The sequence below is a fragment of the Xanthomonas sp. CFBP 7698 genome (assembly GCF_003600855.1).
Classification (GTDB): domain Bacteria; phylum Pseudomonadota; class Gammaproteobacteria; order Xanthomonadales; family Xanthomonadaceae; genus Xanthomonas; species Xanthomonas cannabis.
In genome coordinates, this window is record NZ_PRDN01000001.1 from 299117 (window position 1) to 320607 (window position 21491).

Here is a 21491-nt window from a genome sequence, read left to right on the forward strand (position 1 = left end):
GTCAGCCCTTCGCCGTGACGGGCTTGGCGACTGCCGGCGCCGGCACTACAGCCGAAACAACCGGTCGGCCGTCCATGGTGTCCAGCAGCAAGGTGGCCTCCTGCTCCATCTCGATGATATAGCCGGCAATGCGCCCCTTGAAGAAGCGATGCGCCATCAATGCCGGCACCGCGATGATCATGCCGGTGGCGGTACAGACCAGCGCCTTGCCGATGCCGCCGGCGAGCTGATTCACATCGCCCACGCCGTGATCGAGGATGCCCAGGAACATCTGGATCATACCGACCACGGTGCCCAGCAGCCCCAGCAACGGCCCGGCCGAGGCAATCGTGCCCAGCGCATTCAGATAACGCTCCATGCGATGCACCACGTGGCGACCGGTGTCCTCGATCCGCTCGCGGATCAGATCACGCGGCCGGCCACGCACATCCAGCGCGGCGGCCAGCAACGCGCCCAACGGCGAGTTGCGCCGCAGCGATTCGATATGGGAGGGATCCAGCTTGCCGCGTGCGGCCCAGTTGCGGACCTCCTCACCCAGCCCGGGCGGTGTCACCTCGTTGCGGCGCAAGGTCCACAGACGTTCCAGCACGATCGCCAAGGCGACCACACCCAACAACAGCAACGGCACCATCGGCCAACCGCCCGCCTTGACCAGCTCCAACACGATGTGATTCCTCCGGCAGCGCGGCCGCCTATTCGCTCACCGATAGGATAGCAGCCGACCGCCGCCGTTCCGCAGCATCCCACAGCCGCGGCTGCCAGCGCCGTCGCTCGCGGACCTGCAGGCCATCAGCGCCGAGCCAGACCCTGATTGCGCCGGACTCGGCCGTATCGAGCACCTCCGCGCCACTGTCCTGCCAACGCTGCACGACCTGCGCGCGCGGATGCCCGAAGCGGTTGCCGTAACCGGAGGACACCAGCGCCAACCGCGCACCGGTGGCAGCAACGAAGCCGGCATGCGACCCGTCTGCGCTGCCATGGTGCGGCACCACCACGAGGTCGGCGTGCAACGCGCCCGCCTGCGCGCGCATCAGCCGACGCTCCACCAGCGCATCGACATCCCCCGGAAGCAAGGCGCTGACGTGTGGCGTCTGCACCAGCAGCACGCAGCTGGATTGATTGCGCAAATACGGGAAATCGGCACCTGGATGCAGGAAGCGAAAGCGCACGCCATCCCACTCCCAGCGCTGCCCCGCATGACAGCGCGCACTGACATCCAGCGGTGCGCCGGGTGGCGCCAACGTGGCTGCGACCGGCAACCCCGCGCGCACCGCGGCATAGCCGCCGGCATGATCGGCATCGGCATGACTGAGCACGAGTGCGTCCAGCCTGCGCACCCCGAGCGCGCGCAAGGCCGGCAGGACCACGCGCTCACCGGCGTCGAAGCCGTCGCGCACCGCAGGGCCGGTGTCCAACAGCAGTGCATGCCGTTGCGTGCGCACCAGCACCGCCAGTCCCTGCCCCACATCCATCACCTGCACGTCGGCTTCGCCGGCGCCGGGCATGGCGCGATCCGGCCAGAGCAGCGGCAGCCACAACAGGGCCGCCATGGTCTTGCCCGGCATGCCGCGCGGCAGCAACAGCCAGAACGCGCCCAGCAGCGCGGCGATCAGCGCGACCGCATCGGATTCGGGCACCCACCACAAGGCCACCGTGGTCTGCCCAAGCCAGACAAAGCCCGGCCAGGTCAGCTCGAAACACCACCCCGCCAACTGCCACGCCCAGAGCCCCGCTCCGACGTACAGTGCCTCCAGTGCGGTGCCGATCAGGCATAGCGGAACAACCACGAAGGTCCACCACGGAATCGCGACCAGGTTGGCAAACGGGCCCACCAGCGAGGCTTGCCCGAACAAGCTGACCGTCAGCGGCAGCAGACCCACCGTGGCAACGGTCTGTGCGGACAGAAAGCCCCGCAGGATGGCGCGGTCGTCGGCCGGCAGGCACCACACCAGCCAGGCAACGCCGGCGAAACTGAGCCAGAAGCCTGCCACCAGCACGCTCAACGGGTCCCAGGCCACTACCGCGAGCAAGGCGAGCGCAAGCATCTGCGCCGTTGTGGCGCGTCGACGCGCCACGCGCGCCACGGCAACGACCGCGATCATCAACACGGTGCGGACCGTCGGCAAGGCCAGGCCGGCCAGCACCGCGTAGGCGGTCGCACCGGTCAACGCAGCGATTGCTGCGGCGTGGATGCGTGGAACCACGATGGCCAGGCCCGGCCACCATCGCCACACACCGGCGACTGCCAATGCAAAGAAGGCAGCCACCAGGCCGACATGGAAGCCCGAGATCGCGATCAGATGACTGAGCCCGGTCGCGCGCAAGGTTGCCCATGCGGCATCGTCCAGCCCACGCGTATCGCCCAGTGCCAGGGCGCGCAGATACGGCGCCGAAGGCCCGGGCACCTGCTCGGCAATTCGTTGCGACATGCGGTCGCGCCAGGCGTCCACACCGTGCGGCGCGACGATCTGGCGCGCGCCGTCGGGGTCGCGCACATAGCCGGTCGCGGCGATGCGCTGCGCCAGGGCCTGGCGTTCGGCATCGAACCCGCCGGGGTTACGCAAGCCGCGTGGCGCTCGCAGCTTGAGGCGCAGCTGCCAGTGCGCTCCGGCGCGCAGGGCCGCGCGCGGGCCGATCCGGTCGGTGCCGAAGGCGTCGTACCAGGCCAGCTGCAACAGCTTGCCGCGCAATGCCGGCGGCTGCGTCCGATCGGCGTCGACGCGCAGCTGGAAGCGTGTCCGGCGTTGCTCGGCCACTGGCAGGCCGATGATCCGCCCCTGTACCGCGCGTTCGCGCGCTTCGTCACCTGGCAGCAGCTGCGACTGCAGCACGGTGGTGGCGTGCCAGCCGGTGAGTCCAAACCCCAGCGACACCGTTGCAAGCCCCAGCATCCAGGCGCCGTGGCGCGGCCACCGCCACAGGACGATGCCGATGATCAGCACGCCTGCGAGCAGGCACCCCATGTAGAGCGCGCGCGGCAGCACTGCGGGCGACCACGCGCAGCCAACGACACCCAGCAGCATGGCAGCTGCAACAGGTACCGCCGAGGCAAACCGCGGCGGTGGCGGCGCTTGTGCTGACACATCCATGTCGCTGGTCCAGCTCCTGAAGGTTCAGGCCGAGAGCACGAGCCTAGACCACGGCTCGGACCGGCCATAGCGGCGATCTGCGCCGTGTCAGGTAGGAAAAAGCGGATCGTAACGGACACACCCTGCGCGGGCGCGAGAGTGCGGTGGGCGTTGCACCTTGCAGCGGTCGTCCCGGCCGACATGCCTGCACTGCGCAGCGGCACGCCGAGCAACGGAGCCGACGAGCGAGCTCGATCGAACGCGGTGAGCGCGACACCGCGGCATCCGCTTCCGTCTACGCCATCGCGGCATCACCGTGCCGATCAGCAGGACGCTACGTGACGCACGATCGCCAGTGCAGCCTGCCAGCCGGCGCCACCCCCAATTCGCCTCGATTTCATGAGCGAAGCGCTATGTTCGACGCTGTTTCCGAGGAGTTCCCCCACATGCGTAAAGGCATTGCATTGATTGTCGGCGTGACCGGCATTTCCGGTTACAACCTCGCCAACGTTCTGGTTGCCGATGGATGGACCGTTTACGGCCTCGCACGTCGCCCACTGCCGCAGGATGGCGTCATTCCCGTCGCAGCCGACCTGCTCGACGCGGATAGCACGGCCAAGGCCTTGCGTGGCCTGCCGATTACCCACGTATTTTTCTGCACCTGGACGCGTCGCGACACCGAGCGCGAGAACGTCGAAGCCAACGGCGCAATGATGCGTCACCTGTGCGATGCGCTGAGCGATGCGCCGCTGCAGCACATGGCCCTGGTCACCGGCACCAAGCATTATCTGGGTGCGTTCGAAAATTACGGCAGCGGCAAGGCCGAAACGCCGTTCCGCGAGAGCGAACCACGCCAGCCCGGCGAGAATTTCTATTACACCCTCGAAGATCTGCTGTTCGCGCACGCCGAGCGTCATGGCTTCGGGTGGAGCGTGCATCGTTCGCACACCATGATCGGCATGGCCAATGGCAGCAATGCGATGAACATGGGCGTGACGCTGGCGGTCTATGCATCGCTGTGCAAGCACACCGGCCAGCCCTTCGTATTCCCGGGCTCGCAGGCGCAGTGGAACAGCCTCACCGATCTGACCGATGCCGGGCTGCTCGGGCGTCAGCTGGCCTGGGCGGGCTTGAGCCCGGCCGCACGCAACCAGGCCTTCAACACCGTCAATGGCGATGTATTCCGTTGGCGCTGGATGTGGGGCGAGATCGCCGCGTTCTTCGAACTCGACGCCGCGCCCTGCCCAGACACACCGCAGCCGTTGGAAGCGCGCCTGACCGAGGCGGCCCCTGCGCTCTGGGCCGAACTGGCGGCAAAGCACGACCTGGTGGAAGCGGACGTCAATCGCCTGGCCTCGTGGTGGCACACCGATGCGGACCTGGGCCGCGAGATCGAGTGCGTCAACGACATGACCAAGAGCCGCGAGCTGGGCTTCGTAGATTTCTACGATAGCCGCGCTTCGTTCTTCGAGCTATTTACCCGATTGCGGGCGCTGCGCATCATTCCCTGATCGGTGGGGTCGCATCGCTGCGGGTCGGCCTCGACCCGCAGCAGTACGCGATCTGCCGCATCACGGTCGGCAAGTCGCGGCGGTAACGTGCGGTACTTCTGTCGTTGCGCCGAGCGCCATGTACAGCTTTTGTTGCGCGGAGCACCCACACAGCGTTCGTCGCGCGGAACGCAACGCAGTCATTCCCATCTCATGGCGGATCGGGTAAGCGCCGCCGCATACTCACTTGCGATACCACAATGATCCGCAGACATCGTGCAGGTGACTTCTGCCCATTAGTGGAGGGCAACGCAATCGCCCTCCCGATGCAGTGCTGCCGAACCGGCGACAGCGCCTCGGTGACTGACTACACCGCCGACGGCGCCAATTCGCGCAGCCTGCCTTGATGCAGCTCCAGCACGCGGTCCAGACGCCGCGCCAGGCTGCGGTCGTGCGTCACCAGCACCAGGCTGGTGCGCTGCGCGCGGTTGAGTTCCAGCATCAGCTCGAACACCGTGCCGGCGGTCTTGTCGTCGAGATTGCCGGTGGGTTCGTCGCCCAGCACGCAGCCGGGCTTGTTGACCAGGGCGCGCGCCACTGCGCAACGTTGACGCTCGCCGCCCGACAGCTCGCTGGGCTTGTGTTCGATGCGATGCCCGAGCCCGACCGATTCCAGCAACTGCAGCGCCTGCGCCCTGGCAACCGGCACGTCCTGGCCCGACAGCAGCACCGGCATCATCACGTTCTCCAGTGCGGTGAATTCCGGCAGCAGGTGATGGAACTGATACACGAAACCGAGCGCCTGGTTGCGCAGCTTGCCGCGCTGGCCATCGGACAGCGCCGACATGCGCTCGCCCGCCACATACACTTCGCCCGAGGTCGGAATGTCCAGCCCGCCAAGCAGGTGCAGCAAGGTGCTCTTGCCGGCACCGGACGCGCCGACGATCGCCACGGTCTCGCCGGTGGCCACCGCCAGATCCAGGCCGTCGAAAACCGGCGTGCGCATCTTGCCTTCGGCGTAGGTCTTGGCCAGACCCTCGGCCCGAATCACTGCCTCTGCTTGGTTTGGCTTTTGCACGACCGATTCCCGATTCCCGAATCCCGAATCCCGGATCTCATTCATAACGCAGCGCCTCCGCCGGCTGGGTGCGTGAGGCGCGCCACGCCGGATACAGGGTCGCCAGGAAACTCATCACCAATGCCACCACGGTGATCACCACCACATCCTGGGTCTGCATGTCGGTGGGCAGGCCGGTGATGTAATAGACGTCTTCCGGCAGCAGCTTGACGCTGAAGATCGTTTCGATCACACCAAGGATGCGCTCGAGATTGAGCGTCAGCACGATGCCGCCGATCACGCCCATGATCGTGCCCATGAAACCGATCAACGACCCCTGCACCATGAACACCTGCATCACCCCGCCGGGCGACAGGCCCAGTGTGCGCAGGATGGCGATGTCGGCCTGCTTGTCGGTCACCAGCATCACCTGCGACGACACTAGGTTGAAGGCGCCCATCGCCACGATCAGCGACAGCAGGATGCCCATCACGGTCTTTTCCATCTTCAGCGAGTGATAGAGATTGGCGTTTTCCTGCGTCCAGTCGCTCACCCGGTACGGGCCGTGCAGTTTCACCGCCAGATCGCGCGCCACCGGCCAGGCCTGATCCATGTCGTGCAGTTTCAGGCGCACGCCGGTCACGCCGTCCATGCGCAAGACGCGCGCCAGATCCTGCATGTTGACCACTGCCAGTCCGCGATCGATTTCGTTGTAACCGGCCTCGAAGATTCCACTGACGGTAAAGCGCTTGAGCCGCGGCATGGCGCCCAACGGCGTGGCCTGGGTATCGCTGAGCAGCACGACGATGCCGTCGCCTACGTCCACGCCCAGCCACAGGGCCAGTTCCTTGCCGATGACGATGTTGTAGGAACCGGGCGTCAGGCTGTCCACCGAGCCCTGCTGCATCTTCTTGGCCAGCACCGACACCTTGGCCTCTTCCGACGGGACGACGCCACGCACGATGGCCGGCTGCTTGCGCGGGCCCTGCAGCAACGATTCGGTTTCGATGTAGGGGGCCGCGCCAGCGATACGCGGGTCGGCCATGGCGACCTCGACCGCATGCTCCCAATCGCGCATGGGCGCGCCGTCGGCACTGACGGTGGCATGCGCGGCCATCTGCAACAGACGGTCGCGGATCTCTTTCTGGAAACCGCTCATCACCGCCAGCGTGGTGATCAGCACGGTGACGCCCAGGGCGATGCCCAGGATCGATGCCATCGAGATAAACGAGATGAAGCCATTGCGCCGCTTGGCGCGCAGGTAGCGCAAGCCGATGGCAACCGGGATAGGTTTGAACATGCGGTTCAACCAGGAAAGGGACGCTATGGTGCCACTAGCGACCGCCGGGACGAAATGGCGTGTGCGTGAGCGGCCAGACGCAGTTCACGTCGTTGCGTCGCCGGCAGGGTGTCAGGCCAGAAATGCAGGCGTTCGCGGCGTGCATCGGCACGTGTCCACGACACCACCGCGATCGGCCCACGCCACGCAACCTGCAGGGCCTGCACGGCTTGGCCGTCGATGCTGGCGGGCAGCTCGCCCCACGGGATCAGCACCTGCCGCGCAGGCGAGCGCAACAACGCCCCAAGCGAGCGCGCGGCAGATACCGGCACCCAGGCAGACAGCAACGCCGCCAGCCACAGCGGCACCCCGCTACGCCACACCGCGCACAGCGCCAGCACGGCCAGTGCGCTCACTGCGCAGACAAGCCCGCGCGAAGGCCGCCACTCAAGCCGGCAAGGCGCGGATATCGGCGATGAGGGCGGCATTGGCGGCATCGGGGCAGGCCTCGTATCCCATGAACCAGCGCCACAACTTATCGTCTTCGCAATCCAGCAGCTGTAGGAAAACCGCGCGCTCGGACTCGGAAGCCTGCGCCCAGCGTTGATCCAGATAACGCCCGAACAGTTGGTCCAGTTCACGCATGCCACGCCGGCAACGCCAGCGCAGCTTTTTCAGCAAGGTTTGCTCGTCCATTTCATCTCCCTATCGCCTGGCCAGAGGCGAAAACGACAGCGGCACCTGACCCAAGGGCCGGTGCCGCTGCGAACCACATCCCGCCAGGCGGGACCGCGCTGCCAGCAATCAGGCGCGACGCGCCATCATCAGCTTCTTGATTTCGGCAATGGCCAGTGCCGGATTCAGGCCCTTCGGGCAGGTCCGTGCGCAGTTCATGATGGTGTGGCAGCGATACAGCTTGAACGGGTCTTCCAGATCGTCCAGGCGCGCACCGGTGTCTTCGTCGCGCGAGTCGATGATCCAGCGGTAGGCCTGCAACAGGATGGCCGGGCCCAGGTAACGCTCGCCGTTCCACCAGTAGCTCGGGCAGCTGGTCGAGCAGCACGCGCACAGGATGCACTCGTACAGGCCGTCGAGCTTCTTGCGATCTTCCGGCGACTGCAGGCGCTCGCGATCCGGCGGCGGCGGGGTCTGGGTGCGGATCCAGGGTTTGATCGAGGCGTACTGCGCATAGAAATGCGTCAGGTCCGGCACCAGATCCTTGATCACGCTCATGTGCGGCAACGGATAGATCGGCACTTCCGACTTGCCGCAGGCCGCAATCGCCTTGGTGCAGGCCAGCGTATTGGTGCCGTCGATGTTCATCGCGCACGAGCCGCAGATGCCTTCGCGGCACGAACGACGGAACGCCAGGGTCGGGTCGATCTCGTTCTTGATCTTGATCAGCGCGTCCAACACCATCGGGCCGCACTTGTCGAGATCGATCTCATAGCTGTCGGTACGCGGGTTGGCGTCGCCATCCGGATCCCAGCGGTAGACCTTGAAGGTGCGCGTGTTCTTGGCGCCCTGTGCAGGGTAATGCTTGCCCTTGCCGATCTTTGAATTCTTGGGGAGGGTGAACTCTGCCATAGCTGCTCTCGTTGGCTCAGGCGATGCGCGGTGCGAACGACAACCGCACCGTGCGCATGAAAGTGAAAACGGTGGATGCCACCATCGAATCGATAGCGCAGCGGCCGGCCAGTTGCCGGCGCTGCGCCTGCGTCCTGCGACGGCCTCGTTGCTGCACGATGGCGCCGCTCTGCCGGAACACACCGGCAGGCACCTTCGACGCAGACGTGGCGTGTTGCAGACGCATCAATCAGTACACGCGCGGCTTCGGCGGGACCACGTCCACGTCCTTGCTCAGCGTGTACATGTGCACCGGGCGATACTCGAATTCGCACTTGCCCTTGTCGTCGACGGTCACCAGCGTGTGCTTCTGCCAGTTGACGTCGTCGCGGTCCGGGAAGTCCTCGTGCGAGTGCGCGCCACGGCTTTCCTTGCGTTGCTCGGCCGAATTGATCGTCGCCACTGCATTGAGCAGCAGGTTGTTCAATTCGTAGGTCTCGATCAGGTCCGAGTTCCACACCAGCGAGCGGTCCGACACCTTGACGTCTTCGAAGGAGGCGAAGATCTCGGCCATCTTGTCCACGCCTTCCTTCAGCGTCTTGCTGGTACGGAACACGGCCGCGTCCGACTGCATGGTGCGCTGCATGTTGTCGCGGATCACCGAGGTCGGCGTGGAGCCGTTGGCATAGCGCAGCTTGTCCAGCAGGCCCAGCGCCTTGTCGCAGGCATCGGACGGCAGCGGCTTGTGCGGCTGGTTGGTCTTGACCGTTTCGGCGCAACGGTTGGCCACCGCACGACCGAACACCACCAGGTCCAGCAACGAGTTGGAGCCCAGGCGGTTTGCGCCATGCACCGACACGCAGGCAGCTTCGCCGATGGCGTACAGACCGGGCACCACCGCGTCCGGGTTGTCGCCCTGCTTGCGCACGACTTCGCCGTAATAGTTGGTCGGGATGCCACCCATGTTGTAGTGCACGGTTGGCAGCACCGGAATCGGCTGCTTGGTCACGTCCACACCGGCAAAGATGTGCGCGCTCTCGGCGATACCGGGCAGCTTGTCGTTGATCACTTCCGGGCCGAGGTGGGTCAGGTCGAGCAGGATGTGGTCCTTGTGCTCGCCCACGCCACGGCCTTCGCGGATCTCCACCGTCATCGACCGCGACACCACGTCGCGCGAGGCCAGATCCTTGTAGTGCGGTGCATAGCGCTCCATGAAGCGCTCGCCATTGCTGTTACGCAGAATGCCGCCTTCGCCGCGCACGCCCTCGGTGATCAGGCAGCCCGCACCATAAATGCCGGTGGGATGGAACTGCACGAACTCCATGTCCTGCACCGGCAGGCCGGCACGCATCACCAGGCCGCCGCCGTCACCGGTACAGGTATGCGCGGAGGTGGCGCTGAAATAGGCACGGCCGTAACCGCCGGTGGCCAGCACCACGCCATGGGCGCGGAACAGGTGCAACGTGCCATCGGCCATGTCCAGCGCAAGCACGCCGCGGCAGACGCCTTCTTCGTCGAAGATCAGGTCGAGTGCGAAATACTCGATCATGAAGCGCGCGTTGTGCGCCAGCGACTGCTGGTACAGCGTGTGCAACATGGCGTGGCCGGTACGGTCGGCTGCGGCGCAGGTGCGCTGCGCGGACGGGCCTTCGCCGTACTTGGTGGTCATGCCGCCGAACGGACGCTGGTAGATCTTGCCCTCTTCGGTGCGCGAGAACGGCACACCGTAGTGCTCCAGCTCGATGATGGCCGGGATCGCCTCGCGACACATGTACTCGATCGCGTCCTGGTCGCCCAGCCAGTCGGAGCCCTTGATGGTGTCGTAGAAGTGATAGCGCCAGTCGTCCTCGCCCATGTTGCCGAGCGCCGCGGAAATACCGCCCTGCGCGGCAACGGTATGCGAACGGGTCGGGAAGACCTTGGTCAGGCAGACGGTCTGCAAGCCCTTCTGGGCCAGACCGAACGTGGCGCGCAGGCCGGCACCGCCGGCGCCTACCACGACCATGTCGTACTTGTGTTCTGTGATCTTGTAAGCGGACATCGAATTATGGATTCCTGTTTGGTCGCTGGCGACTCAGCTGATGCCGAGCGCGATACGCGCCACGGCAAACACGCTGACGATGGCGCCCAGCACGGCGACGAAGCGCACGATGGTCTGCGCCGCAAGCGCGAGCAGCGAGTTGTGCACGTAATCTTCCAGCACCACCTGCATGCCCAGCTGCGCATGCCAGAACGAGGCGATCAGGAAGCCGACCAGCAGAATCGCGTTCCACGGCTTGGCAACGGCGGCGCTGGCGGTCGCATGGTCGGCGCCGACCAGGCTCAGCACGAAGATCAGGAACCAGATCGACAACGGCACCAGGGCGGTGGCGGTCAGGCGCTGGACGACGAAATGCTCGGTACCGGTCTTGGCGGCACCCAGGCCTCGCACGTTTTTGAGCGGGGTACGGTAGCGGCTCATGCAGCACCTCCAGACAACAGGACGTAAGCCCAGATCGCGGCGGTGAGCACCAGGCTCAGCACCACCGACAGCCAGCCCAGGCTGACGAACGAACGCACGGCGTAGCCCTGGCCAAAGTCCTGCAGGATGTGGCGCAACCCACCGAACAGGTGGAATGCAAAGCTCCAGGTCCAGCCGAACAGGAACACCTGCCCGTACCAGGCGGCAGCATGTTCGCGCAGGCAATTCCAGTGGTCGGGGCCAAGCATCAATGTGAGCAAGGCGGCGGCAATTCCCAAGGCGCCGACCGACAGAACAATGCCGGTGGCTCGATTGAGAATCGAGGTCACCATCTGGATCTGCCAGCGGTACACCTGGAGATGCGGGGAAAGAGGACGTTCGCGGATCGCCATTCGCTGGGCTCGTTATCTCGGCTGGGCGGCACTAGGCCGCTGTGGCTAAAAGCTGCTCAAAAATCGATGCAGCGTCCATTTTTTTCCCAGTCGCCGTAGCGCGTTGGCTCAGGGCCGTCGCGCCCACCGATCTCTTTGGGCAGTGGCTTCTTCTCGGGAATGTGCTCCTGAGGGGAAGGCTGCGTCTCGGAATCCTGCGATGGCGTGGGGGTTGGATGGCCTATCATAGTGGTCTCACAACATTGCGATTTTAGTCCTCCCCTTCCGTGGCTGACAACCTGAATCTTATTCCGCAGGGTTTTGGCTCCCTGCACGACATGCAATACGTCCGATTGGCCGGCGCGGATGCAGTGGCGTTTGCGCATGCCCAATTTGCCAATGACGTCCAGGCGCTGGCGATCGGGCAGTGGCAATGGAATGCGTGGTTGACGGCGAAGGGGCGCGTGGTTGCCATCTTCGCACTCCTGCGTGAGGACGACGCGCAATTGCTGATGCTGTTGCCGGACGGCAATGCAGCCGAGATCGCCGCGCAGCTCGGCCGTTTCGTGTTCCGGCGCAAGCTGACAATCAACGCCATCAAGCTATCGGCGTACGGCGGCTTCGAGCCGGCGCAACGCGCGTACGGTGCACACGCCGATATCGGAACGCTGCATATCGCGCTGGACATGGGCACAGCCGGGCGGCCGCGCACGCTGCTGCTTGTGCAGCACACGGCATTGGCCGCGCCTATGGAAGTGCCGAGCATCGACGCGCGATGGCGCCAGGAAGATCTGCAACTGGGGCTGGTTCGCCTGCCGCAGGCCCAGCGCGAACAGTGGACGCCGCAACAACTTGCGCTGGACCGTCTGCACGCCTTCAGCGTCAAGAAGGGCTGCTACCCCGGCCAAGAAATCGTGGCGCGCACGCACTTTCTGGGCAAGGCCAAGCGTGCGTTGCAGTTGCTGAAGATCGAAGGCAAGGCCGAAGCCGGCGACAGTGTCGTGCTCGACGGCACCGCCATCGGGACAGTGGTCAGTGTCGCCGAACCACTGGCGCTGGCCGTGCTTCCGCTGGATCTGGCCCTGGGCGATGACGCCGTGCTGCAGGCAGGCGCGCACCGCGCGCGCCCGCTCGCCCTCCTTCCCGGCCTGGAGCGTTAGGCCGGTTCCAGCCGCTGCCCGGTCGCCGGGTCGAAGAAATGCAGCGCATCACTGCGCAAGGCCAGGCGCAGCGGCTGCCCGACCGCAGGCAGGGCCTGCGGCGCCACACGGATCACCAGCGGCTGGCCGCCGCGGTCCAGGTTGAGGAAGATCTCGTTGCCTACCGGCTCGATCACTTCCACCCGTGCCTCGAAGCCCAGCCGTGCGTCTTCGGACGGTTGCAGGTGCTCGGGGCGCACGCCGACGATCACGTCCTGACCGAACCAGCGACGATCAACCCGGGCAGCGCCCAACGGCACCCGCCAGCCGTCGGCCAGCACCAGGTGCAGGCCATCCTGCTCGTCCAGACGCCCCTGCAGCACATTCATTGCCGGGCTGCCCAGAAAGCCGGCCACGAACAGATTGGCCGGGCGGTCGTACAGCGCCATCGGGCTGTCGATCTGCTGGATCACGCCGTCCTTGAGCACCACGATGCGCTGGCCGAGCGTCATCGCCTCGACCTGGTCGTGGGTGACATAGATCATGGTGGTGCCGAGCTTGCGATGCAGCTGCGCGATCTCGGTGCGCACGCTGTGGCGCAGCTTGGCGTCCAGGTTGGACAGCGGCTCATCGAGCAGGAACACCGAGGATTCGCGCACCATCGCCCGGCCCAGTGCCACGCGCTGGCGCTGGCCGCCGGACATGGCCTTGGGCAGCTTGTCCAGCATCGGGGTCAGGCCCAGCAGCTCGGCCGCATTGTTGACGCGCTCGGCGATGACCTGCTTCGGGTGGCCGCGCAGCTTGAGCCCGAAGGCCAGATTCTCGGCGACGGTCATGTGCGGATACAGCGCGTAGCTCTGGAACACCATGGCGATGTCGCGGTCTTTCGGCGCCACGTCGTTGACCACGCGCTCGCCGATCTTGAGCGTGCCGGCGCTGATGTCCTCCAGCCCGGCGATCATGCGCAGCAAGGTCGACTTTCCGCAGCCGGACGGCCCGACCAGCACCATCAACTCGCCGTCGGCGACCTCGAAGCTTGCGCCCTGCACCGCCACCTGGCCGTTTTCATAGACCTTGCGGACACCTTCCAACTGCACTTTCGCCATCGTTCGGCCTCGACTGTGTATGCGCCCTGCCCTCGGCCCTCCCGACGGCAATGACGACCGACCCGTTTGCGCGAAATCTCTGTGCAAACGAATGCATTGGTTTATTCTGACATGTAATCGTTTTCACATGGCAACATCGATCTCGGGAGGGACCATGCCGCTACCGACGCACGCCGCAGTTTCCAGTGGCGTCACCAGTGACTCGCCACCCGGCATTCCGCCACGCAGGTGCAGGTATGCCGCCGGGGCGCTAACCCCTCACGGCCCGTTGCTGCAACAATCGGGGGCTGGACGTCAGCGTCCATCCCCCGCTGCGCGCACGCAAGTGTCGCTCAGGAACAGACGTACCGACCGCCGGCTGTCCGGCGCCTTTCCGCCAAGCCGCTGATAACGATGTCTCCAGAATCTGAAACTCGGTCCATGCACAACACCCTGATCCTGTTCGGCGCCACCGGCGATCTCGCCCAGCGCTATCTCTTCCCCTCCCTGCTGCGCTTGTTCGTCGACGGCCTGTTGCCGGAGGACTTCCGCATCCGTGCGCTGGCATTGTCGCCGCACGACACCGAGGCGTTCCGCGAGGTGCTGCGGCCGCGCCTGACCGAGGCGTTGCCGATCGCCACGCCCGAGCAGATCCAGACATTGCTGCAGCGGGTGGACTACCGCTCGGTGGATCTGCGCGATGCCGAGTCGGTGGCCAATGCCGTGCGCGAGCTGGCCAACCGCCAGTGCGTGAGCTACCTGGCGATCCCGCCGGGGCTGTACATCAGCACCTGCCAGGGCCTGGCCCTGGGTGGCGCGCTGGCGGCACCGCACCGGCTGATGCTGGAAAAACCGATCGGCCACGATTCGGACAGCGCCCGCGAGATCCTGCAGTCGATCGGCGCGCTGATCGACGAAGACCGCGTGTTCCGTCTCGACCATTACCTGGGCAAGGCGGCGGTGCAGAACCTGATCGCGCTGCGCTTCGGCAACACGCTGCTCGAAGCGGTGTGGAACCGCACGTATATCGAGTCGGTGCAGATCCTGGTCGCCGAAAGCGAAGGCGTGGACGGGCGCGACGCGTATTACGCGCGCTCCGGCGCACTGCGCGACATGGTGCAGAGCCATATCCTGCAGCTGCTGTGCCTGGTGGCGATGGAGCCGCCGGCCTCGCTGGAAGCCGACCGCATCCGCGACGAGAAGGTCAAGGTACTGCGGGCGCTGCGCCCGATGACCGCCGACCACGCCGCGCATGACAGCGTGCGCGGCCGCTACACCGCCGGCACCATCAACGGCCAACCGGCGCAGGCCTATCACCCGCCGGAAGGCAGCGACGTGGAAACCTTCGTCGCGGTGACTGCGCATATCGACAACTGGCGCTGGGCCGGGGTGCCGTTCCACCTGTGCACCGGCAAGCGCCTGGCCGAGCGCTCCACCCGGATCGTGGTGACGCTCAAGCCGGTCACGCATTGGCTGTTCGAGCGCCCGGACCGCCAGAACGCGGTGCCCAACCGCCTGACCTTCCAGCTGCAGCCGCAGGAAAACATCGAACTCGGCCTGATGAGCAGCCTGGCCGGCCCGGAATGGGGCGCCATCGAACTGCAGCCGCTGGAACTGGAACTGTCGGTGCCAACCGGCCTGCACCGCCGCATCGCTTACGAGCGGCTGTTCGTGGACGCCTTCAACGGCAACCCGGCCCTGTTCGTGCGCGATGACGAGGTCAAGGCCGCGTGGGCCTGGATCGACAGCGTCAGCGATGCCTGGAAGGACGCAGCCCTGCCGCTGCAGCCCTACCCGGCTGGCAGCTGGGGCCCCGACGCCGCTACCCCGTTCCTGCCTCCGGCCACCGACGCACAGGGAAACAACGCATGACCGCTCCTTCCAAGCCGGTGCTGGTTGCCGATATCGGCGGCACCAACGCCCGCTTCGCGCTGGCCGATGTCGACGCCTCGGTACCGCTGCTGGATGACACCTCGCGCGAATTTGCGGTGGTGGAGTTCGCTTCGCTTGGCGAAGCCGCGCGTTACTACCTCGACCAGATCGGCGTGCAGGCCACCCAGGGCGTGTTCGCCGTGGCCGGCCGCGTCGATGGCGACGAAGCCCGCATCACCAATCATCCGTGGGTGATCTCGCGCACGCGCACCGCCAGCATGCTGGGTTTCAGTACGCTGCACCTGATCAACGACTTCGCCGCCCAGGCCATGGCGATCAGCCTGTTGCGGCCACAGGACGTGGTGCAGGTCGGCGGCGCCAGCTGGCGGCCGGCGCCGATCGATCAGCCGCGCAACTATGGCGTGATCGGCCCCGGCACCGGCCTGGGCGTGGGTGGTCTGATCATCCGCAACGGGCGCTGTTTTCCGCTGGAAACCGAAGGTGGCCATGTCAGCTTCCCGCCGGGCACGCCCGAGGAAATCCGCGTGCTGGAGATCCTCTCCGAGCAGTTCGGCCGGGTCTCCAACGAGCGCCTGATCTGCGGGCCTGGGCTGGTCAACATCCATCGCGCCCTGAGCGAGATCGCCGGGATCGACCCGGGCCCGCTGGAGCCCAAGGACATCACCGCACGCGCAGCCGCTGGCGACCCGCGTTCGGCGCGCACCATCGACCTGTTCTGCGCCATCTTCGGTGCGATCGCCGGCGACATGGTGCTGATGCAGGGCGCCTGGGACGGCGTGTTCCTCACCGGCGGGCTGGTGCCCAAGGTGCTGGATTCGCTGCAGCACTCCGGCTTCCGCCAGCGTTTCGAACACAAGGGGCGGTTCTCCGCCATCATGTCGCGGGTGCCGTCGCTGGCGGTCATGCATCCGCATGCCGGTCTGCTTGGCGCCGCCGCGTATGCGGTGGACGCGCAACGCCAGCACCCCGGGGAGCAGCGATGAACCTGCAGGACAACCCGCGCATCACCCTGGTGCGTTACGAAGACCCGGCCGAGTGGACCGAGGCGGTGGCCAGCGAAATGGCCGACCTGCTCGAACAGGAGATCTCGCGGCGAGGCCAGGCGCGCATGCTGCTCTCGGGCGGTACGACGCCGGCGCCGGTGTACGAATCCCTCGCCCACCGCCCGCTGGACTGGTCGCGGGTGGAGGTGGGCCTGGTCGACGAGCGCTGGCTCTCGCCACAGGACCAGGACAGCAACGCCTGGCTGGTCAATCACAGCTTCCTGACCCATGCGCCGGCGGCCACCTTCATCCCGCTGGTGCGCCCCGGCAAGCAGTTGCCCGAGTGCGTGCACACCGCCAATCTGCAGGCCACCCATGCCGAGCCGGCCTGTCTGGCGGTGCTGGGCATGGGCGGCGACGGACACACCGCTTCGCTGTTCCCAGGCTCCACCGACCTGCCCAAGGCGCTCGCCAGCCCGCAGCCGTACGCCTCGCTGGATGCGACCGGCTGCCCGGGCGCGAACCAGTGGCCATTGCGCATCACCCTCACGCCTGCCGGTCTGTCCGCGATTCCGACCCGCCTGCTGCTGTTGCGCGGCAAGCAGAAGCTGGATGTGTTGCAGGCCGCGCTGGCAGGCGAGGATGTCGGCGAGTACCCGATCCGCGTGGCGCTGCAGCAGCCTGGTCCGCGCTTGCGGGTGCATTGGTGTCAGTGATGCGAGTTCCCTCGCAGGAGGCGATCTTGTGCGAGTCCTTCGCAACAGCCGATTTCGTGCGAGTCCTTCGCAACAGCCCGCACATCCATGTGCGGGGAATTAAAAGCGCATTTCCTTTCCCGTTTCTCATAGCCGGTAGCCAATGAGCCTGCATCCGAACATCCAAGCTGTCACCGACCGTATCCGCAAGCGCAGCGCGCCGTCGCGCGCGGCGTATCTGGCCGGTCTCGATGCCGCCCTGCGCGAGGGACCATTCCGTAGCCGTTTGAGCTGCGGCAATCTTGCCCATGGTTTTGCTGCGTCCGAGCCGACCGACAAGTCGCGCCTGCGCGGTGCGGCCACCCCCAATCTGGGCATCATCACCGCCTATAACGACATGCTGTCGGCGCATCAGCCGTTCGAGCATTATCCGCAGCTGATCCGCGAGACGGCGCGTTCGCTCGGCGCCACCGCGCAGGTCGCCGGTGGCGTGCCGGCCATGTGCGACGGCGTGACCCAGGGCCGCGCCGGCATGGAACTGTCGCTGTTCTCGCGCGACAACATTGCCCAGGCTGCCGCGATCGGCCTGAGTCACGACATGTTCGACAGCGTGGTGTACCTGGGCGTATGCGACAAGATCGTGCCGGGGCTGTTGATCGGCGCGCTGGCATTTGGGCACCTGCCGGCGATCTTCATGCCGGCCGGCCCGATGACGCCGGGCATCCCGAACAAGCAGAAGGCCGAAGTGCGCGAGCGCTATGCCGCTGGCGAAGCCACCCGCGCCGAACTGCTGGAAGCGGAATCTTCCTCGTATCACTCGCCCGGCACCTGCACCTTCTACGGCACCGCCAATTCCAACCAGGTGTTGCTGGAGGCGATGGGCGTGCAGTTGCCCGGCGCCTCGTTCGTCAACCCGGAATTGCCGCTGCGCGACGCGTTGACCCGCGAGGGCACCGCACGTGCGTTGGCGATCTCCGCGTTGGGCCAGGATTTCCGCCCGTTCGGCCGTCTGATCGACGAGCGCGCCATCGTCAACGCGGTGGTCGCGCTGATGGCCACCGGCGGCTCGACCAACCACACCATCCACTGGATCGCGGTGGCACGTGCGGCCGGCATCGTGCTGACCTGGGACGACATGGATCTGATTTCGCAGACCGTGCCGCTACTGACCCGCGTCTATCCGAATGGGGAGGCCGACGTGAACCGCTTCCAGGCCGCGGGCGGCACTGCGTTCGTGTTCCGCGAGCTGATGGACGCCGGCTACATGCACGACGACCTGCCCACCGTGGTCGAAGGCGGCATGCGCGCCTACGTCAACGAGCCGCGCCTGCAGGACGGCAAGGTCACCTATGTTCCGGGTACCGCGACCACCGCCGACGACAGCGTGGCGCGCCCGGTCAGCGATGCCTTCGAAGCGCAGGGCGGGCTACGCCTGCTGCGCGGCAACCTGGGGCGGTCGCTGATCAAGCTGTCGGCGGTCAAGCCGCAGCATCGCAAGATCGAAGCGCCGGCGGTGGTGATCGACACGCCGCAGGTGCTCAACAAGCTGCATGCCGCCGGCGTGCTGCCGCACGATTTCGTGGTGGTGCTGCGCTACCAGGGCCCGCGCGCGAACGGCATGCCCGAGCTGCATTCGATGGCGCCGTTGCTGGGCCTGTTGCAGAACCAGGGCCGCCGCGTGGCCTTGGTGACCGATGGCCGCCTTTCCGGCGCGTCGGGCAAGTTCCCGGCGGCGATCCATCTCACTCCCGAGGCGGCGCGCGGCGGCCCGATCGGACGCGTCCGCGAAGGCGACATCGTACGTCTGGACGGCGAAGCCGGCACCCTGGAAGTGCTGGTGTCGGCCGAAGAATGGGCATCGCGCGAAGTGGCGCCGAACACCGCCGTGGCGGGCAACGACCTGGGCCGCAACCTGTTTGCGATCAACCGGCAGGTCGTCGGCCCGGCCGACCAGGGCGCGATCTCCATTTCCTGCGGCCCGACCCATCCGGACGGTGCGCTCTGGAGCTACGACGCCGAATACGAACTCGGGGCCGATGCGGCCGCGGCGGCTGCACCGCACGAGTCCAAGGACGCCTGACCCCTTACCCTCTGCGCGGCCGCCCAGGCGGCCGCCGTCTAATGGAGTTGCAATGACGATTGCCCAGACCCAGAACACCGCCGAACAGCTGCTGCGCGACGCCGGCATCCTGCCGGTGGTCACTGTCGACACGCTGGACCAGGCACGCCGCGTCGCCGATGCGCTGCTGGAAGGCGGCCTGCCCGCGATCGAGCTGACCCTGCGCACGCCGGTGGCGATCGACGCGCTGGCGATGCTCAAGCGCGAGCTTCCCAACATCGTAATCGGCGCCGGCACCGTGCTGAGCGAACTGCAGTTGCGTCAGTCGGTGGATGCCGGCGCCGACTTCCTGGTGACCCCGGGCACGCCTGCACCGCTGGCGCGCCTGCTGGCCGATGCGCCGATTCCGGCCGTACCTGGCGCAGCGACGCCGACCGAGCTGCTGACCCTGATGGGCCTCGGCTTCCGGGTGTGCAAGCTGTTCCCGGCCACCGCCGTGGGCGGTCTGCAGATGCTGAAGGGCCTGGCCGGTCCGTTGTCCGAACTCAAGCTTTGCCCCACCGGCGGCATCAGCGAAGCCAATGCCGCCGAGTTCCTGTCGCAGCCCAACGTGCTGTGCATCGGTGGTTCGTGGATGGTGCCCAAGGACTGGCTGGCACAGGGCCAGTGGGACAAGGTCAAGGAAAGCTCGGCCAAGGCCGCGGCGATCGTGCGCCAGGTGCGTGCGGGCTGAGTGCCGGGTGCCCTATCCAGCAAGCTGGATGGTCCAAGGCACTGCATCAACTCATCCACACTGCCGTACTTAGTCGCCAGAGCCGCCTCCTTGGCGATGCCGGCTCGATTGGTTGGCTTCGTCAGGCGCGGTTGGAAGCTGGTCAACCAGCGCCTCGGCGTTGATTGACTGGCGTTATTGCAAAGCACGTGCTCGGGAACGCTGTGGTCGAGTTCTCGATGCACAGGCCGAACGCGGCTGCACCACCGTTTTCGCTGCTCAACACCATGGCAACCACTCGCCGGGGCGGCAGCGTGGTCGGGGATTGGCGCAGAGCGGCACAGGGATGTGCCGCGCCGAAGAGCCGATCCCCGGCCGCGCTGCCGCATCTCGCCGAAGTGGCTGACAGCCGCATGCTTGGCACTAATCGGGAAACCGTACCCTCACCCCAACCCCTCTCCCGGCGGGACCTGATTAGCGCTGTGTCTCAGCTGGGCGTACGTAGTTGCCGCTCTGTGCGCCTTCCCGCGCTGGCGAAGGCGCTGGCCAGACGCGGCACCATGGCGGCCAGGTCGAAGCGGCGGTTGAACCGGTAGGCATGCGCATGCAGGTAGCGCGCGCCGTATTTCGAAAAGTCCACCGCATGGTGGGTGCCGCTCAGGGCGGTTTTGAGATTGCCCAGGATCGTGTTGACCCAACGCAGACGAGGCTGCTGGGCGCCCTTGCGGCCGCCTCCGGTCACGATGGCATCGTGGCTCAGGCCTGCCCAGCCCACGCCGGTGAAGGCGGTCAGCCCGTCACTGACCACATGGGTGCCCGGTGCCAGTGCCTGCTGGGCCCAAGTGTGCACGACGCTTCTTCGGAAGCTGGAGACCACATCCAGGCGCAGGTACTGCGGGCGCCCGTGCTGCAAGGAAACCGCTGCGATAAAGGGCACTTTGTTGCGCCACTGCGGTTCTCCGGGACCACCGGCGCGTTCGCCCCCCAGATAGGCATCATCGATCTGGACCTCTCCCTCAAGCCGGCGTGACTGCTCGTGATCGGCCATCGCCGCCATCACTTTGTGCTTGATCCGCCATGCAGTGCGATAACAGACGCCCAACTGCCGAGCCAGTTCCAGCGCGGCAATTCCGTTCTTGGCTTGGCTCACCAGATAGATGGCCAGCCACCACACCTGCAAGGAAAGCTTGGTGTCCGCCATCGGCGTGCCGGCGGTCAAGCTGGTCTGTACCCGGCAGCGCGTACATTGCCACAGCTGCTGGTGGCCTCGTTCAAAGCGACTGGCATGCATGTGTCCGCACTGCGGACACACGAAGCCATTGGGCCATCTGGCTTGCATCAACGCCTCGACACATTGCGCCTCCGAGCCATAGCGGCTCAGAAAAGCCGGAATCGAAAGTCCCTTCTGGAACTGGATCCGATTGAACGTCATCGTCGTATCTCACTGAAGATCCTGCATTTCTAAACCCAGGCAGCATCACCAGCTGAGACACAGCGCTAATCAGGCCGGCGGGAGAGGGGTTTGATGCGGCTGTCGTCAGTGGATGGAAGATGCTGAGTGCGACCAACAAAAGCACCGCTGCTTTCATCCATAGAAGAAGTCACGGCAACCACTCGCCGAGGCGGCAGCGTG

The 21491-nt window shown here is 66.1% G+C and carries 20 protein-coding genes and 1 pseudogene; 7 read left to right on the forward strand and 14 right to left on the reverse strand.

Going from position 1 to position 21491, the window contains the following annotated elements:
- Position 1: 1 nt before the first annotated feature.
- Together XnspCFBP7698_RS01255 and XnspCFBP7698_RS01260 are read right to left on the reverse strand one after the other, a co-directional pair.
- On the reverse strand, positions 2–631 hold the full coding sequence (locus XnspCFBP7698_RS01255; protein WP_343125103.1) for a MotA/TolQ/ExbB proton channel family protein: 630 nt from the start codon (positions 629–631) through the stop codon (positions 2–4).
- Positions 531–3089, reverse strand: a pseudogene (locus XnspCFBP7698_RS01260) (DNA internalization-related competence protein ComEC/Rec2). The gene XnspCFBP7698_RS01255 and the pseudogene XnspCFBP7698_RS01260 overlap by 101 nt, the downstream one beginning before the upstream one ends.
- Positions 3090–3514: 425 nt before the next feature.
- Here XnspCFBP7698_RS01260 and XnspCFBP7698_RS01265 point away from each other — a divergent pair.
- On the forward strand, positions 3515–4579 hold the full coding sequence (locus XnspCFBP7698_RS01265) for an SDR family oxidoreductase (protein ID WP_047694855.1): 1065 nt from the start codon (positions 3515–3517) through the stop codon (positions 4577–4579).
- 346 nt (positions 4580–4925) lie between these two features.
- Here XnspCFBP7698_RS01265 and lolD read toward each other — a convergent pair whose 3' ends face one another.
- The 10 genes from lolD to XnspCFBP7698_RS21860 all read right to left on the reverse strand — a co-directional run bounded on the left by lolD (position 4926) and on the right by XnspCFBP7698_RS21860 (position 11678).
- Positions 4926–5681 carry a lipoprotein-releasing ABC transporter ATP-binding protein LolD gene (gene lolD / locus XnspCFBP7698_RS01270; protein WP_047694857.1) on the reverse strand — a complete coding sequence of 252 codons (756 nt, stop codon included), beginning with the start codon at positions 5679–5681 and terminating at the stop codon, positions 4926–4928.
- Positions 5674–6915 (reverse strand): lipoprotein-releasing ABC transporter permease subunit, encoded by a 1242-nt coding sequence (locus XnspCFBP7698_RS01275; protein ID WP_104580692.1) that lies wholly within the window; start codon positions 6913–6915, stop codon positions 5674–5676. The genes lolD and XnspCFBP7698_RS01275 overlap by 8 nt, the downstream gene beginning before the upstream one ends.
- A gap of 23 nt (positions 6916–6938) precedes the next feature.
- Positions 6939–7391, reverse strand: a complete 453-nt coding sequence (locus XnspCFBP7698_RS01280) for a protein YgfX (protein ID WP_104580693.1) — start codon at positions 7389–7391, stop codon at positions 6939–6941.
- Complete coding sequence (locus tag XnspCFBP7698_RS01285; RefSeq protein WP_047694862.1) at positions 7342–7590, reverse strand: succinate dehydrogenase assembly factor 2; 249 nt, start codon at positions 7588–7590, stop codon at positions 7342–7344. Before XnspCFBP7698_RS01285 ends, XnspCFBP7698_RS01280 begins: the two co-directional genes overlap by 50 nt.
- A gap of 108 nt (positions 7591–7698) precedes the next feature.
- Complete coding sequence (locus tag XnspCFBP7698_RS01290; RefSeq protein ID WP_039409057.1) at positions 7699–8481, reverse strand: succinate dehydrogenase iron-sulfur subunit; 783 nt, start codon at positions 8479–8481, stop codon at positions 7699–7701.
- 16 nt (positions 8482–8497) lie between these two features.
- A complete protein-coding gene (locus XnspCFBP7698_RS21675) occupies positions 8498–8707 on the reverse strand; it encodes a hypothetical protein (protein ID WP_047694864.1) in 210 nt (69 codons plus the stop codon).
- Between the two features lie 3 nt (positions 8708–8710).
- Positions 8711–10501, reverse strand: a complete 1791-nt coding sequence (sdhA, locus tag XnspCFBP7698_RS01300) for a succinate dehydrogenase flavoprotein subunit (protein ID WP_039409054.1) — start codon at positions 10499–10501, stop codon at positions 8711–8713.
- 33 nt (positions 10502–10534) lie between these two features.
- Positions 10535–10921 (reverse strand): succinate dehydrogenase, hydrophobic membrane anchor protein, encoded by a 387-nt coding sequence (gene sdhD, locus XnspCFBP7698_RS01305; RefSeq protein ID WP_039409052.1) that lies wholly within the window; start codon positions 10919–10921, stop codon positions 10535–10537.
- Positions 10918–11313: a succinate dehydrogenase, cytochrome b556 subunit gene (gene sdhC / locus XnspCFBP7698_RS01310; protein ID WP_047694866.1), complete on the reverse strand. Its 396-nt coding sequence runs from the start codon at positions 11311–11313 to the stop codon at positions 10918–10920. The genes sdhD and sdhC overlap by 4 nt, the downstream gene beginning before the upstream one ends.
- A 56-nt stretch (positions 11314–11369) precedes the next feature.
- The gene (locus XnspCFBP7698_RS21860) at positions 11370–11678 is read right to left on the reverse strand and encodes a DUF1674 domain-containing protein (protein ID WP_338063804.1); all 309 of its coding nucleotides are present in this window, start codon (positions 11676–11678) and stop codon (positions 11370–11372) included.
- Here XnspCFBP7698_RS21860 and XnspCFBP7698_RS01320 point away from each other — a divergent pair.
- The gene (locus tag XnspCFBP7698_RS01320) at positions 11580–12452 is read left to right on the forward strand and encodes a folate-binding protein YgfZ (protein ID WP_104580694.1); all 873 of its coding nucleotides are present in this window, start codon (positions 11580–11582) and stop codon (positions 12450–12452) included. The two genes, XnspCFBP7698_RS21860 and XnspCFBP7698_RS01320, sit on opposite strands and share 99 nt — an antisense overlap.
- Here XnspCFBP7698_RS01320 and ugpC read toward each other — a convergent pair.
- Complete coding sequence (gene ugpC, locus XnspCFBP7698_RS01325) at positions 12449–13537, reverse strand: sn-glycerol-3-phosphate ABC transporter ATP-binding protein UgpC (RefSeq protein WP_047694870.1); 1089 nt, start codon at positions 13535–13537, stop codon at positions 12449–12451. The two genes, XnspCFBP7698_RS01320 and ugpC, sit on opposite strands and share 4 nt — an antisense overlap.
- A 420-nt stretch (positions 13538–13957) precedes the next feature.
- Between ugpC and zwf the strand changes: the two genes are divergently transcribed.
- The 5 genes from zwf (at position 13958) to XnspCFBP7698_RS01350 (ending at position 19879) form a co-directional block, all read left to right on the forward strand.
- Entirely contained in the window at positions 13958–15388 is a 1431-nt protein-coding gene (gene zwf, locus XnspCFBP7698_RS01330; RefSeq protein WP_104580695.1) for a glucose-6-phosphate dehydrogenase, read from the forward strand.
- Positions 15385–16392 carry a glucokinase gene (gene glk, locus XnspCFBP7698_RS01335; protein ID WP_046964087.1) on the forward strand — a complete coding sequence of 336 codons (1008 nt, stop codon included), beginning with the start codon at positions 15385–15387 and terminating at the stop codon, positions 16390–16392. The genes zwf and glk overlap by 4 nt, the downstream gene beginning before the upstream one ends.
- Positions 16389–17108, forward strand: coding sequence for a 6-phosphogluconolactonase (pgl, locus tag XnspCFBP7698_RS01340; RefSeq protein ID WP_039409036.1), 720 nt, complete (start codon positions 16389–16391; stop codon positions 17106–17108). Before glk ends, pgl begins: the two co-directional genes overlap by 4 nt.
- A gap of 142 nt (positions 17109–17250) precedes the next feature.
- A complete protein-coding gene (edd, locus tag XnspCFBP7698_RS01345; RefSeq protein WP_123137232.1) occupies positions 17251–19167 on the forward strand; it encodes a phosphogluconate dehydratase in 1917 nt (638 codons plus the stop codon).
- Between the two features lie 52 nt (positions 19168–19219).
- On the forward strand, positions 19220–19879 hold the full coding sequence (locus XnspCFBP7698_RS01350; RefSeq protein ID WP_039409030.1) for a bifunctional 4-hydroxy-2-oxoglutarate aldolase/2-dehydro-3-deoxy-phosphogluconate aldolase: 660 nt from the start codon (positions 19220–19222) through the stop codon (positions 19877–19879).
- A gap of 466 nt (positions 19880–20345) precedes the next feature.
- Here XnspCFBP7698_RS01350 and XnspCFBP7698_RS01360 read toward each other — a convergent pair whose 3' ends face one another.
- The gene (locus tag XnspCFBP7698_RS01360) at positions 20346–21290 is read right to left on the reverse strand and encodes an IS1595 family transposase (RefSeq protein ID WP_123137233.1); all 945 of its coding nucleotides are present in this window, start codon (positions 21288–21290) and stop codon (positions 20346–20348) included.
- Between the last annotated feature and the right edge of the window lie 201 nt (positions 21291–21491).